Here is a 13,221-nt window from a genome sequence, read left to right on the forward strand (position 1 = left end):
CGCCTGATCTTCCGGAGACCGGCCATGAAATCCATCACCGCCATCGCGCTGCTCCTGTCGGCGGCGTTCACCTTCGCCAATCCTGCCCATGCGGACAGCCCTGCCCGCAAGAACAAGCCCTTCCTGCCGATCGCGTCGCACGATCTGCAATCGGCGGAAGGGCTCTCGTTCCGGATCATCGTCGCGCCGCCGGCCGGCCCGGCGCCCGCCTCGGGCTATCCGGTGATCTATATCATGGACGGCAATGCCTGGGCCCCGACGGCGGCGGAAGTGATCCGCACCAATCTCGATTTCGGCCTGCGCAGCAAGGTGGAGCCGGCGGTGGTGGTCGGCATCGGCTACCCGATCGATGGCGGCTTCGACATGAAGCGGCGATTTCACGATCTGACCACCGCGTCGAACCTGCCGCGCCCCGTCACCAATGTCATACCCACCGACAGCGGCGGGTACGAAAAGATGATCCGCTTCGTCCAGGAGCGCGTGAAACCCGATATCGAGAAACGCTTCCCGATCGATCGGACGCGCCAGACATTGGCCGGGCATTCACTGGGCGGCCTGTTCACGCTGCGAACGCTGATCGATCATCCGGACTGGTTCCAGACCTATCTGGCGTTCAGCCCGTCGATCTGGTGGCACGACGCCGCACTGATCAAGGAAGCGCTGGCGCTGTCTCCGAACCCCGCCCAGCGCGGCGCGCGCGTCTATATCGGCATCGGCGAGCTCGAGGAATACAAGACCGCCGACTATGAAGCGGAGAATGTGGCCGCCGCGCGGGCACGCCTCGCCGCCGACCCCAAGGCGCTCGGCGACGGCGGCGTCGAGGGATATATGGCCCATTTCCACAACCGCCAGAACCATATGGTCGACAATGCCCGCGACATGGCGAGGATCCTGGCCGACAAGGGACTGAAGGTGCGCTACGACCAGTTTCCCGAGGAAGACCATTTCTCGGTCCTCCCCTCGCAGATCGGCCGCGCGATCCCCTTTGCACTGAGCAAATGATCGCGACGATATCTTCCGCGACTCGACCGGCCTGAGGGCTTGAGCAATTGACGGGCGGGGCGTCCTAGCGGCGCCCCGCCCGCTTCATCATGGGCCGGCGTCAGGCCACGCCGGCGAAGGCCAGCAGGTCGACCATCGTGAAATCCTCGTTGGTCCGTGCCGGATCGCGCGTCGGCAGGAAGGGCTGCCATTCGGAATCCTGCGACAGATAGGATGTCCGGTCGCCCTCGATCAGGCCGATCATCACCTCCGCCACGATGCGCCCGCCGACGGGCCCGAGCCGTTCGCCGCTTTGCAGTTCGGCCGCTTCCTGCAGGATGTAGAACCAGAGCGGCGTATTGTCGTCCATGCCCCAGGGCGCGAGCATGGCGAGCTTGTCCTTGCCGAGCGGCTCGATCTTCATCGCCTTGGCCACGCGCTGGCCCGAAGGCAGCGAGAAGGTCAGGTGACGCAGCAGGTTGCGCTGCGCCAGCGACGACGGATTGGTCTGCGCATTGGGGTTGGCGACCACGGTGCCCGGCAGGCGGAACAAGGCGGTCGACAATGTCGGATCGATCTTCTTGTTGGGCTTCACCTCGCCATCGCCGAAATCGAAGAAGGTCGGCCAGTCGACGAAGCGGCGCGGCGCGCGGCACCGGCCCGAGAGATCGTCGGGATCGGCGGGATCGGACGGCGTTTCGGTGAAGATCATCGCGAAGAAGGGTCCGCCGCCATTGCCCGTGAAGTTGGCGCGGTAGGACGGGCGCACCTGGCTGTGGCCGAAACGATAGGCGGCAACCGCGAACTCGACCGGGATGAAGGGCTCGTTGCGCCATTTGTAGAATTTGCGCCCCTTGGTCATGATATCGTCGATCAGATCGGCGCCGCAGGTCTTTTTCAGGAATTCGTGGATGACGATCCACTGATAATGCCAGCGCACGATGCGCTGCGCTTCCGCGAAGATCTCGCCATGCGCGGTCAGGCCGATCTCCGACCGGACATAGTCGATCACCGCATTGTGGAATTTGAGGAAGGCCACCTGAAGCTGCGAGATGATCAGGTTCTCGTCATCGCGCGGATCACCGATCAGCGCGGCATTCTGGCTGTTGCGGGGAACATCGTCCCTGCCCGGCGTTCCCGTCGGTTCCAGCAGGAACTTCAGATTGCCGGTGGTGCCGTCGTAAAGCCAGGGGCTGCCGTCCGGTCCGGCGCCGTAGACATTGTCGAGCGCGAGCGACGGCGTGCGGAAATTCGCGATCATCTCCGGATCGACCTGCCGTTCCAGGCTCGATGTCGGATCGAAGGTCATGTCATGGTCCAGGAACTGGCCCAGAAAGGTCATGCCCGCCGACAGCCGCGGATTGTTGCTGTTGTTCGCCGACAGGTTGAGATCGACGATCAGATCCTTGGGATCGGCGGACAGATCCTCGCCCGCATCCATCGGCCCGCCGGGCGCGCCGATATCGAGCAGCGCCTTGCGCACCTTGGGCGTATCGGAGGAAAAGGCCGGCAGCTTGCCGAACATCCGGCCGAAACGGCCGGAATCGAAATAGTCCGAGATCGGTGGAACAATGTCTCTCGGATAGACGCCATGACGGGCCATCGCGGTCTCCTGTTTATCGAACGATAACATTGGAACCCAAAGGGTTCGGAGCGCGACCGATTATGCATGCACCGCTTTCGCGGGCATGGCGACCTCTGCGAGTCAATTCGACTGATGTTTAACTTGATCCAGTTCGTCAAATGGAAGCGCAAGACTTCCCGCAAATATTCATGAAATCACGACGAAACGTTTTCCAATCAAGCTGGAATCTAAATTATACTTTTGTTAATGGATTACGGAATTTACTCATTTTTTACAAATATCGAAGAATTAAAATCTGATCTCCACCGAAGCGGCACTGCGATCCGCCTCTCCATGATAGACCGCCTCGATGTTGTTGCCGTCCGGGTCGATCACGAACGCCGCATAATAGCCGGGATGATAGGGCCGCTCGCCCGGCGCGCCATTGTCCTTGCCGCCATTGGCCAGGCCCGCGGCGTGAAAGGCGTCGACCATCGCGCGGTCGCGCGCCTGGAAGGCCAGGTGATGGCGCCCGGTGAGCTGGCCCAATGCCGCCGCGCTGTCGGCGGTCGAGACGAAAAGCTCGTCCGCCCAGAAATAATCGTCCGCGCTGCCGCCGATGGGCACGTCCAGCACCGCGAAGATCGCTTCGTAGAAGCGGCGGCTGGCGGGCAGATCGGCGACCACCAGCTGGATATGGTCGATCAGCCGGCCGCGATGGAGTTCCTGCGTTTCCATGGCGTGTCTCTCCCAAAGCATTTTCGAGCTGCCCCTTCAGGGCCGATGGCTCGGAAAATGCGGCAGCGAAGGACCAGGGCATGTCCACGCATGGTGGAGACGCCCTGGCGTGGCGGCCGGACGTTTCCGCCCGGCCGTGACGCTTCAACGAGACATGGAAGAGACGGTTCCGGCGCGCGCCGCGCTCAGAAATTCACCTTCGCTCCGGCGGTGAAGTAACGGCCCATCTGGTCGTAATGCACCTGCCCCGTCGTGGTGAGCGGCGGATCGCGATCGAAGACGTTGTTGATGCTGCCGAACAGCGTGAAACCCGCCACCTTCACCTGCGCGCCGAGATCCAGATAGGTGCGCGCGGAGATCGCGTTGTTCTCGATATCGAGCAGATGATTCCATACGCCGCCGCCGACATAGCGCAGTCGCGCATCGGCGCTGAACGCCTCGTCATTATAGGCGACGCTCAGCGAACCGCGCCATTTCGGCGTGCCGAAGGGCACCGCTTCGCCGACATCGCCGACATATTGGATCTTGGTGATGCCGTCATAGGTGGTCAGGCTGGGCACATAGGTGGCAAGCGCGCGGAAGCGAAGCGTGCCCGGCATCGACGCCGAGATCGTCTCCATCGGCAGTGCATAGGATGCCTCGAAATCGAGGCCGTGCGTCTTGTATTCCGCCAGGTTGACGAAGGTGGCATAGACCTCGGTCACGCGATTGTTCGGCCCGCCGCGCACGATCTGGCTGCACAATGCCGTGTTGCCGTTGAAGCAGCGGCTGACGATATCCTGCCCGCCGAGCGTGGCGATCGCACCCTTGATGCTGATATCGAAATAATCGACCGACAGGTTCAGGCCGGGAATGAAGGACGGCGAATAGGTGGCGCCGATCGTCGTGGTCTGGCCGATCTCGGGATCGAGCATCGAATTGCCGCCGCCATAGGTGATGATCTCATAGGAGGATTGCGTCACCGGATCGGCGATGGTCGAGCGCGTGGTCGAGCGCAGCGTGAAGAGTTCCGACAGGCTGCCCGAACGGATATCGCGCGAACGCGAGACGCGGATCAGCAGATCGTCGAAGATGCGATCGGTGAGGCCCAGCTTCCACGACCAGACGCTGCCGGTGTTGCTGTAATGGCTGTAACGGGCGGCGGCGCTGAATTCGAGCTTGCTGAAATCCTGATCGAGCAACGGAACCGCGATTTCGCCGAAGCCTTCCTTCACGTTGAAGGCGCCTTCGAGGTTTGAGAAGTTGAAGGTGGAAAAAGCGCGTGCCGCCGAAAGCGGATCGAGGCCGCTCGACGTGATCGATTCCCAGCGCGCCTCCGCGCCGACCGCGATCGAAACCGGGCCGGCCCAGAGCGAGAAGGGATCGCCGCGCAGGCTGACGCCCGCCGTATCGAGCTTCGTCGTGTTCTTCACATGCGCCGCGTTCGAAAAGGCATAGGCGACCGCCGCCGGATCGGCCCTGCCTTCGCCGAAGATGTTGAGCGGGCGGCATGCCGTGGTCGGATCGGTCAGCGCGATACGGCAGATCGGCGCGCCGCCGAGCGGGTTCGCGACCACATCGATCGCGTTGGCGAAGTTGGTGGCGACCTTCTGGTTGAGATAGCCGCGATCGTCGCCCAGTTCGCCATGGCCGTAATAGGCGCTGTAGCGCCACTTGCCGTCGGCGAAGGATCCGTCGATGCCGATCGCCGCGTCGATCGTGTCGCGCACATAGCCGAAGGTGCGGTACCCGTAATCCTCGAACACGCGGCCCATCCGGAAGCTCGTCTGGCCGGCGGCGATCAGCTGGTTGCGAACCGCCTGCGGCAGAAAGGGATTGTCGCGCGAAACCGTGATGTTGTTGCGGTTGCTCTCGGCGTAGAAGGGATATTGCGCGGACATGCGCGAATAGCTGCCATCGATCCAGAGCTTCGCATCGCCGATTTCGAAGCTGGCGCGCGCATAGACGTTGATCCGCTCATGCGGCGCGGCAAGCGCGGTTTCGTCGCGCAGGCTGGTGCCCTCGCCGCCGATCATCACCGAGTCATTGGGCTTGCGGACGCCGAAAACGAAGGGGCGCAGCGTGCCATCGCTGTTGAAGGTCTGGCCGGCAAGCGCGCCGGAGGTGATCAGGCCGCCGATGCTGGCATCGGCATAGTTCACGTCGCGCGCGATGACATAGGTGTGCGCCGAACCGGTGGGATTGGTGTAGAGCGTGGTGCTGCCCAGATTGCGGCGGGAATCGCGATCGAGCACGCCCTTGTCGTCCAGATATTGGGCGCCGATCATGAAGTGGCCGGCACCGCCGGCGAAGCTGGTGCCGAAGCTGCCTTCGAACCCGTAACGCTCGGCATCGCCGCGTGAGGAAACGCCGGCCGTCGCGCCGAGCGTCAACCCGTCGAGCGTTTCGTTGAGCAGGATATTGACGACGCCGCCGACCGCGCCCGAACCCCAGGCGGCGGAGGCGCCGCCGGTCACGACCTCGACGCGCTGAACCAGCGCCTGCGGCACGGTGTTGAGATCGCCGGCGCCGGTGAAGCGGCGCCCGTTGAGCAGCGTCAGCGTGCGCGTGCTGCCGAGGCCGCGAAGATCGGCGGGCGAAGATCCCGATGCCGTACCCGAGAAATTGGTGACGGGCGATGTGCTGGCGCGGAACTGGGGCAGATCGTTGAGCACCTGCGCGATGCTCGGCCGGTTGCCCAGCCGCAGATCTGCGCCGCTGACGACGGTGGTCGGCGTCGGCGCGCTGAAACCGGCGCGGTCGATGCGCGAACCGGTGACGAGGATTTCGGCATTGGCGTCTTCATCCGCGCCGTCGTCGACGGGCAGGCTCGCCGGCGTATCCTGCACCGGCGCGGCGCTCATCCGCGTCGCCTGCGGCGCGACCAGCACCAGCACGCCCCGGTCGGCGCGACGCACCGAAAAGCCGGTTCCCGAAAGCAGAATGTCGAGCGCACGGCTCGCCTCGTGATTGCCCTTGACCGTCGCGCTCTTGCGCCCGCGCACCATCGCGCCGCTGAACGTCACCTGCTGGCGAGAGGTGCGCGCGAAGGTGCGCAGCGCCGATGCCAGATCCTGGGCGGGAATGTCGAAGCTGTAAGTCTGCTGGCGCTGCTGCGCCGCCGCACGGGCGGGCGCCGCCATCGTCGATGCCAGAACCACCCCGGAAACCGCCCAGAGAAAAATGTGACGCGACATACCCGATCAATCCCCCCAAATTCTGCCCGGCAGAGCCCCCGCCGTGGAGGATTAGACGCATCATGCGGAAAACTCCGCCCGCCGGGCAGGAAAATTTACCGATTTCCGCCCGATTTGGCATTATGAAACAGGCTAATCGCCTATATGGGCTGGCTCAGTCGGCAACTATCGCTCCGACGCGATCACCACGGTCTCACCCTCCGGCGTGATGCGGACGGGCAGCGTCTCGCGCACGCCGACGATGAAGGCATCAACATCGCCGGTGTTGAACACGCCGTTGATCTCCAGCTTCGCGGCGCGAGCATCCTTCAGTTCGATCTTGCGCGTCGAATAGCGATTGACGCGCTCGACCGCGCTGTAGAGCGGTTCGTCGATAAAGGTGAGTTGCCCCACTTCCCAGGACAGCGATCGCGCGAGATCGGTCGGCGCCACCGATGCCGTCGGTTGCGACATGTTGGCAACGAGTTCGCTGCCGGGCTTGAGCAGCCGGTCCGCCGCACCGTCCCTGCCCTTCAGCCCGACAGGCACCGCCACCGCGTCCGACGACGCCTTCGCCATCACCGCGACCTGGCCCTCATAGAGCACGACATGCATCTGCCGGCGCAGCAATTCGACACTGAACGAAGTGCCGGTCGCGACCACCGTCTTGTCGCCGGCCGCCACGCTGAACGGCCGGAACGGATCGCGCGCGACATCGAACTTGGCGCGCCCCTGGCGCAGCACCAGCACGCGCCGGTCCTTTTCCAGCCGCACGTCCACGCGCGTCGCCGCATCGAGCGAGATGCGCGATCCGTCCGCCAGCACGACGAGGCGGCGTTCACCGACGGCGGTGCGGTAAATGTCCGGCTGGCTCTGCAACCACAGCACGCCGGCGACAAAAGCGAGGACAAGGCAGGCGGCGATGCTCCAGAGCGCGCGGCGCGATCCCGATGGCGCGGACCAGCGCGCCTGGTTGCGCTTGCGATAAGTCGCAAGCGCGCGTTCGCGGACCTCGATGAATTCGGGCGTCGTGGCGGCGGCGCCGAAGCGTTGCCACACGCGCACCGTGCGCTCGAACGCATCGAGATTGTCCGGATCCGCATCGATCCAGGCATCGAAGGCGGCGTGCTCTTCGATCGACAGTGCCCCTTCGGACAGCCGAAGGCACCATGTGCTCGCCTCCTCCAGCCGGGTCTGCGGGCCCGTTTCGACGACGGAGAGGCTCATCGATCGTCTCCGAAGCGTTCGGTCAGCAACACCATCGCGCGGGTCAGATGCTTCTCGACAGTGCGCACCGCGATGCCGAAGGTGTCCGCGATCACCTCCTTGCTCATATGTTCCAGTCGGTAGAGCGCGAAGATCGCCTCGGTCGTCTCGTCCATCTCGCCCAGCGCCTGCCGCATCGCGCCGATCGAGTCGCGCGCCGCCGCGATCCGGAAGGGATCGATCGGATCGACGCCCAGCCCATCGGCATCGCTCAGCATCTGGCGATATTCGGTGCGCACCTTCGCCCGCCGCGAACGATCGCGCAGCAGATTGGCCGCGGTCTGGAACAGATAGGCGCTGCCCGATTGCATCGTCATGTCGGGATGGCCGGCGAGGCGGGTGAACACTTCCTGCGTCAGATCCTCGGCCTCGGCATGATCGGCGATGCGGCGCAGGAAGAACGCCATCAGCGCAGGCCGATATTCACGGCTCAGCCCGATCACGTCGCGCGCATTCTCCCCCGATATCGCGCCTTCGCCCGGCATGCCCCCAGCCCTTTGCTGAAACTCGTACCGCATTAGACGCGCGGCGCGCTTTTTTTCGCACGATGATCGCAAATTTGATCGACCGCCCGCATGGCGGGCCATGTCCGCGCTACCGCACGGACCGCTCCGCACGCAAGCCGCGCGGGGGTGTCCCCGCCCCTCAACCTTGCTATGCCGCTGGGCATGATCGACAGACGCACCGCAATCCAGGGCCTGGGCGCATTGTCCGCCGCGCTTGCCCTGCCCCCCGCCATCGCCGCCGCCCCTGCACCAACGCGCAAGCCGCCGCGCCTGCGCGCGGGCGACACGGTCGGGCTGGTCGAGCCGGCGGGCTTCACCGACGATGAATTCGATCTGGCGCTGATCGTCGAGACGGTGAAGGCGATGGGCCTTGTGCCAAAGCCCGCGCCGCACCTTGCCGATCGCTACGGCTATCTGGCGGGCGAGGACAAGGCGCGCGCCGCCGACCTCAACGCCATGTATGCCGACAAGAGCGTGCGTGCGGTCTTCGCGGTGCGCGGCGGCTGGGGATGCGCGCGCATCCTGCCCTATGTCGATTTCGGGCTGATCCGCGCCAATCCGAAGCTGCTGCTCGGTTTCAGCGACATCACCGCGCTCCACCTGGCCTTCGCCGCGCGCGCCGGCTTCACCACCATCCACGGCCCCAATGCCGCGAGTTCCTGGGGAAAACTGTCCTGGGACGCATTTCGCGAGATCGCCTTTGACGGCGCGACACCGGTCTATCGCACGCCGCAGGGCACCGACGACCGGCTGGTCCAGCGCAGCGGCAGCATCCGCACCTTCCACCCCGGCAAGGCGAGCGGACGGCTGCTCGGCGGCAATCTGACGGTGCTGGCCGCACTGATGGGCACGCCCTATCTGCCCGATTTCGACGGCGCGATCCTGTTTCTGGAGGATATCGGCGAGGCCGAATATCGCATCGATCGCATGCTGACCCAGCTCGCGCTCGGCGGCGTGCTCGGCCGCGTCGCCGGGGTCGTTTTCGGTCAGTGCACCGATTGCCGATCCTCGGGCGGCAATCTCGGCGGATTCAGCCTGTCCCAGGTGCTGAAACAGCATCTGGAGCCGCTGGGCGTACCGGCCTTCCAGGGCGCGCTGATCGGCCATATCCCCAATCAGTTCAGCATTCCCGTCGGCATCCGTGCCGAGATCGACGCGACGGCGGGCACGATCACGATCCTCGAATCCGCCGTGGCCTGAAGCCATGCCCCGCCCCGTCATCGCCATCGCCGCATTGCTGCCGATGCTCTCCGCATGCGGCGGCGGCGCGCCCTGCCCCGGCCCGAACGCCGAATGGATCGCCGCCGCCGCTGCCGCCCCGCAGCCGGCGCCGGCCGGGATCGACAGCATCGTCATCGACGCGCAGGATCGCATCCTGTGGAACGGCGCGATCATGTCGGAAGAACGGCTGCGCAACACGCTCAGCCTCGCCGATGCCGATGGACGCACTGTCCGGCTGACGCCGCAGCCCGGCGCGACTTGTCAGATGATCGGCCGGATGCGCGTCGCCATGGAAAGGGCGCTCGCCTGCGGCAAGGGACGCTGCCTGGAATCTGCCGCCGGCCAACCCGGAAGCTGAACCGAAGAACCTGTGGATAATATCGGGATGCGCCGAGTTCGACTCATCGCATCCCGGTCAAGCCCGCGCGGCGCTTGAGCGTTCCAGGGCGCGGATGCGTCAGCGCCCTGCACCCTGGTACAAGGCTCCGGGGCGCCCGTGGATCGACGCCACATGATTGCCTTCGCAGCCGCCATCGGCCTATGGGCGCCCATGCGTATCAGACCGTCCCAACCCGCCGATGCCGATCGCCTGTTCCAGGTCTGGCACGATGCCGTGAAGGCGACGCACCATTTCCTGTCGGCCGAGGATTTCGCGGCGATCGCGGGCGATGTGCGCACCTATCTCGCCAGCGCCTCCTTCTGGGTGGCCGATGACGAAGCCGGTCAGCCCGCCGCCTTCATGGGCATGACGGGCGCGCATATCGATGCGCTGTTCGTCGATCCCGCACGGCACGGGCACGGGATCGGGCGGGCGCTGACCGATCATGCCCGGCACCATGAAGAGGACGGCGTGCTGACCGTCGACGTCAACGAACAGAATGACGGCGCCGTCGCCTTTTACGAGCGCATCGGCTTCGTGCGCTTCGACCGCTCAGCGCTCGACGATGCCGGCCGCCCCTATCCCCTGCTGCACCTGCGCCGATCGATCAGCCGCTGACCGTATCGGCCGCAAGCAGCGCGGAGGCCGCCGCAAGATCCTCGCTGGCATGGCCGACCGATTTGAAGACGGTGATCTGATCACCGTCGGTGCGGCCCGGATGCCGGCCCTGGATCAGGTCGGCGAGTTCGCCGCCAAAGCGGTTTTCGGTCAGTGCGCCGCTCGCGAACGGCCCGATCAGATCGCCCGCCTCACCCCGCGCCGCCGCGAAATCGGAGAAGACAACCGAAGCGCGCCGGAACACCTCGTCATCGGCCTCGCGCATGTCGGGCTGGAAACCGCCGACCAGATCGACATGCGCGCCGGGCGCCAGCAGCCGTCCGGACAGGACCGGGCTGGTGGCGGAGGTGACACAGACGACGATATCCGCATCCTCGACATCGGCCTCGCGCGCAATGCGCGCGGGCAGCCCCTGCCCGTTCAGCTCGTCGACCAGTGCGGCGGTGCGCGCGGGCGAACGGCCCAGGATCGCGATATCGGTGATCGGGAAGTTCGCGGCATAGGCGGATGCGAACTCCTCCGAAAGCCGGCCCGTCCCGATGATCATCAGCCGGGCGGCATCGCGGCGCGCGAGATGGAGCGCCGCCAGCACCGACGACGCGGCGGTCCGTTTCGCGGTCAGTTCCTCACCGTCGACCAGCGCGATCGCCTCACCCGAACGCCCGTCGAACAGGATATAGGCGGCATTGATGCGGCGTTCGGCATCGGGAAAGAACGTGACCAGCTTCACGCCGATCAGGTGCCCTGCCCGCCAGGCCGGCATCATCAGCAGCGCCGCATCGGCCTGGCCGGGCACGGGAATGCTGTGCCGCTGGCGCAACGGCACGGTGATGTCGCCGGCGATGCCGTCGCGGATGGCCGCGATCAGGATCGGCCAGTCGAGTGCTGCACGGACGTCTTCGGCTGAAAATTGGCGCATCTGTCGATCATTCTCCCCAGACTGCGCGATAGAGCGCCATCCAGTTCGCGCCAAGCAGTTTGCGGATCGATGCCTCGTCGAACCCGCGCTCCGCCAGCCGCCGGGTGAGATTGATCATCGTCTGCGGCGTTTCGATCCCGGCGGGATAATAATAAGGCGGCTTGGGATAGGTGTCCGCGCGCCAGATCCCCGCCGCGATCGCCTGATCGTAGATGGCCACCGCCGCCTCGTCGCTCACGATCGGCCATTGCATCGATGCGTAATCGATGCCGAGCCCGACATGATCGATGCCGATCAGCCCCGCGATATGGACGATATGATCGATGAAATGGTCGAGCGTCGGCCGGGCTGAATCATGCACGAAGGCGGGGAAGCCGACGACACCGACGACGCCGCCATTCGCTCCGATCGCCTTGATCACCTCGTCCGGGACATTGCGGTTCGACGGGTGGATCGCCGCCGCATTCCCGTGCGAGATCACCACGGGCGAGCGCGACGCCTCGATCGCCTCCAGCGTGGTCCTCGTGCCCGTATGTGCGCAGTCGACGACGATCCCGGCATCGTTGAGCGCCGCGACCATCTCCAGCCCGAAATAGCTGAGCCCGGAATCGGTGCGCTCGCTGCCGCCGTCGCCCACGCGGTTGCGGCGATTGTAGCAGAGCTGGATCACCTTGACGCCCAGTTCGCCATAGATGCGCACATAGTCCAGATTGTCCTCGATCGGATCGGTGCCCTGGAAGTGCAGGAGGATGCCGGTCTGCCCCGCCGCTTTCGCCGCGACGATATCGGCGGTGGTGCGGATCAGCCGCATATCCGCGCGGCCGGCGACAAATGCGTGCCAGGACGCGATCGCCTTGAACGCATAGCTTGCGTCCTGCACCCATGCGACGGTGGGCGTGACCACGGTGACCCCGCCCTCGCGATACCAGTCGACATAGCGCGTCTCGTAGGTGATCGGGCAGACCGCATCGATGATGATGGTTTCGGCGTGCAGCGCTTCGATATCCATGACGATCCTTTCGGCGCCGCCACCGAATATCGATTTGGAATAATCGATCCGGAAGAGCGGCTGAATTGGGACAAGATTTCCCCAATTTTCTGCGCCCATCTTGCCGATGCGTCAAGTTTCGATTACGAATTTTTTCGAAAGGAGTCGAAGCGGGATGCGCAAGGACGGTCATCCGGCGGCACACAGCCGCGCCGCGCGGGGCCCCGCTCCGCCGCCCGTGTCAGATGATCAGATCCTCGATCACCGTCGGGTAGCTGGCGACCTCCATCTCGATCAGCAGGATCGTGTCGGGCTCGCTGATCGAGATGTAGCGATGCCCCATGCTCGAATCGAAGACGACGCTGTCCCCTTCGCGCAGCCGGATCGGTGCATAGGCTTCGGTCTGCAGTTCGAACTCGCCGCTCAGCACATAGATGAATTCCTGGCCGGGATGGCGGCGGAACTCGACAAGCTCGCGATCGGGATGCTGCTTGATGCGCGCGCGCAGGAACACCTTGTTCATGCCCGCCAGCCCGTCGGCGAGCACTTCATATTCGATGTCCTGCGCCTGGAAGCGCGGGCCGGTGCCGGCGCGCGTCACCGCGCGGCGCGATCCGCTCGCCTCGACATGCGGTTCGGGGCTGGTGAAGGCGGTGACCGGCAGGTTGAGCCCGCTCGCCAGCTTCACCACGCTCGAGAAATTGAGCTTGGTCAGCCCGTTCTCCAGCTTGGACAAGGTGCCCTGCGAGATTCCCGTGCGCGCCGCGACTTCGGTCAGCGTCCAGCCTTCGCGCTTGCGCAGCGCTTTCAACCGTGCGCCGATCGTGCCGTGCGCGAGCGACGTCGTCATGCCAATCCTCTCAGCGTCCAGAAACGAGCAGAACCT

At 65.0% G+C, this 13,221-nt stretch carries 13 protein-coding genes; 5 read left to right on the forward strand and 8 right to left on the reverse strand.

Annotated elements, in window-relative coordinates:
- Window positions 1-24: 24 nt before the first annotated feature.
- Complete coding sequence (locus tag K7G82_RS28290; protein ID WP_222993693.1) at window positions 25-1,002, forward strand: alpha/beta hydrolase; 978 nt, start codon at window positions 25-27, stop codon at window positions 1,000-1,002.
- 100 nt (window positions 1,003-1,102) lie between these two features.
- Here the strand turns inward: K7G82_RS28290 and K7G82_RS28295 are convergent, their stop codons facing one another.
- The 5 genes from K7G82_RS28295 to K7G82_RS28315 form a co-directional block, all read right to left on the reverse strand.
- Entirely contained in the window at window positions 1,103-2,584 is a 1,482-nt protein-coding gene (locus K7G82_RS28295) for a peroxidase family protein (protein WP_222993695.1), read from the reverse strand.
- A 270-nt stretch (window positions 2,585-2,854) separates the two neighbouring features.
- Entirely contained in the window at window positions 2,855-3,283 is a 429-nt protein-coding gene (locus tag K7G82_RS28300; RefSeq protein WP_222993697.1) for a VOC family protein, read from the reverse strand.
- A gap of 185 nt (window positions 3,284-3,468) precedes the next feature.
- Window positions 3,469-6,459 carry a TonB-dependent receptor gene (locus tag K7G82_RS28305; RefSeq protein WP_246623948.1) on the reverse strand — a complete coding sequence of 997 codons (2,991 nt, stop codon included), beginning with the start codon at window positions 6,457-6,459 and terminating at the stop codon, window positions 3,469-3,471.
- A gap of 165 nt (window positions 6,460-6,624) precedes the next feature.
- Entirely contained in the window at window positions 6,625-7,665 is a 1,041-nt protein-coding gene (locus K7G82_RS28310; protein WP_222993699.1) for a FecR family protein, read from the reverse strand.
- Window positions 7,662-8,189, reverse strand: coding sequence for an RNA polymerase sigma factor (locus K7G82_RS28315; protein ID WP_222993700.1), 528 nt, complete (start codon window positions 8,187-8,189; stop codon window positions 7,662-7,664). Before K7G82_RS28315 ends, K7G82_RS28310 begins: the two co-directional genes overlap by 4 nt.
- A 183-nt stretch (window positions 8,190-8,372) precedes the next feature.
- Here K7G82_RS28315 and K7G82_RS28320 point away from each other — a divergent pair, with 183 nt between their 5' ends.
- From K7G82_RS28320 to K7G82_RS28330, 3 genes are all read left to right on the forward strand, one after another.
- Entirely contained in the window at window positions 8,373-9,410 is a 1,038-nt protein-coding gene (locus K7G82_RS28320; RefSeq protein WP_246623949.1) for a S66 peptidase family protein, read from the forward strand.
- A gap of 4 nt (window positions 9,411-9,414) precedes the next feature.
- Window positions 9,415-9,789 (forward strand): hypothetical protein, encoded by a 375-nt coding sequence (locus K7G82_RS28325; protein WP_222993702.1) that lies wholly within the window; start codon window positions 9,415-9,417, stop codon window positions 9,787-9,789.
- 192 nt (window positions 9,790-9,981) lie between these two features.
- The gene (locus tag K7G82_RS28330) at window positions 9,982-10,428 is read left to right on the forward strand and encodes an acetyltransferase (RefSeq protein ID WP_222993703.1); all 447 of its coding nucleotides are present in this window, start codon (window positions 9,982-9,984) and stop codon (window positions 10,426-10,428) included.
- Here K7G82_RS28330 and lhpI read toward each other — a convergent pair.
- Both lhpI and K7G82_RS28340 read right to left on the reverse strand, forming a co-directional pair.
- A complete protein-coding gene (lhpI, locus tag K7G82_RS28335) occupies window positions 10,418-11,347 on the reverse strand; it encodes a bifunctional Delta(1)-pyrroline-2-carboxylate/Delta(1)-piperideine-2-carboxylate reductase (protein ID WP_222993704.1) in 930 nt (309 codons plus the stop codon). The genes K7G82_RS28330 and lhpI overlap by 11 nt on opposite strands.
- 7 nt (window positions 11,348-11,354) lie before the next feature.
- Window positions 11,355-12,356 (reverse strand): membrane dipeptidase, encoded by a 1,002-nt coding sequence (locus K7G82_RS28340; protein WP_222993706.1) that lies wholly within the window; start codon window positions 12,354-12,356, stop codon window positions 11,355-11,357.
- Between K7G82_RS28340 and K7G82_RS28345 the strand changes: the two genes are divergently transcribed.
- Window positions 12,336-12,584 (forward strand): hypothetical protein, encoded by a 249-nt coding sequence (locus K7G82_RS28345; protein WP_222993708.1) that lies wholly within the window; start codon window positions 12,336-12,338, stop codon window positions 12,582-12,584. The two genes, K7G82_RS28340 and K7G82_RS28345, sit on opposite strands and share 21 nt — an antisense overlap.
- Here K7G82_RS28345 and K7G82_RS28350 read toward each other — a convergent pair.
- Entirely contained in the window at window positions 12,577-13,185 is a 609-nt protein-coding gene (locus K7G82_RS28350) for a helix-turn-helix domain-containing protein (protein WP_222993710.1), read from the reverse strand. The genes K7G82_RS28345 and K7G82_RS28350 overlap by 8 nt on opposite strands.
- Window positions 13,186-13,221: the final 36 nt, after the last annotated feature.

It is taken from the genome of Sphingomonas colocasiae (genome assembly GCF_019880585.1).
In the GTDB taxonomy this organism is placed as follows: domain Bacteria; phylum Pseudomonadota; class Alphaproteobacteria; order Sphingomonadales; family Sphingomonadaceae; genus Sphingobium_A; species Sphingobium_A colocasiae.

Excerpts from the sequence above, each read along its gene's own strand:
- K7G82_RS28290 (WP_222993693.1), top strand. The coding sequence starts at position 25 with ATGAAATCCATCACCGCCATCGCGCTGCTCCTGTCGGCGGCGTTCACC.
- K7G82_RS28295 (WP_222993695.1), bottom strand. The coding sequence starts at position 2,584 with ATGGCCCGTCATGGCGTCTATCCGAGAGACATTGTTCCACCGATCTCG.
- K7G82_RS28300 (WP_222993697.1), bottom strand. The coding sequence starts at position 3,283 with ATGGAAACGCAGGAACTCCATCGCGGCCGGCTGATCGACCATATCCAG.
- K7G82_RS28305 (WP_246623948.1), bottom strand. The coding sequence starts at position 6,459 with ATGTCGCGTCACATTTTTCTCTGGGCGGTTTCCGGGGTGGTTCTGGCA.
- K7G82_RS28310 (WP_222993699.1), bottom strand. The coding sequence starts at position 7,665 with ATGAGCCTCTCCGTCGTCGAAACGGGCCCGCAGACCCGGCTGGAGGAG.
- K7G82_RS28315 (WP_222993700.1), bottom strand. The coding sequence starts at position 8,189 with ATGCCGGGCGAAGGCGCGATATCGGGGGAGAATGCGCGCGACGTGATC.
- K7G82_RS28320 (WP_246623949.1), top strand. The coding sequence starts at position 8,373 with ATGATCGACAGACGCACCGCAATCCAGGGCCTGGGCGCATTGTCCGCC.
- K7G82_RS28325 (WP_222993702.1), top strand. The coding sequence starts at position 9,415 with ATGCCCCGCCCCGTCATCGCCATCGCCGCATTGCTGCCGATGCTCTCC.
- K7G82_RS28330 (WP_222993703.1), top strand. The coding sequence starts at position 9,982 with ATGCGTATCAGACCGTCCCAACCCGCCGATGCCGATCGCCTGTTCCAG.
- lhpI (WP_222993704.1), bottom strand. The coding sequence starts at position 11,347 with ATGCGCCAATTTTCAGCCGAAGACGTCCGTGCAGCACTCGACTGGCCG.
- K7G82_RS28340 (WP_222993706.1), bottom strand. The coding sequence starts at position 12,356 with ATGGATATCGAAGCGCTGCACGCCGAAACCATCATCATCGATGCGGTC.
- K7G82_RS28350 (WP_222993710.1), bottom strand. The coding sequence starts at position 13,185 with ATGACGACGTCGCTCGCGCACGGCACGATCGGCGCACGGTTGAAAGCG.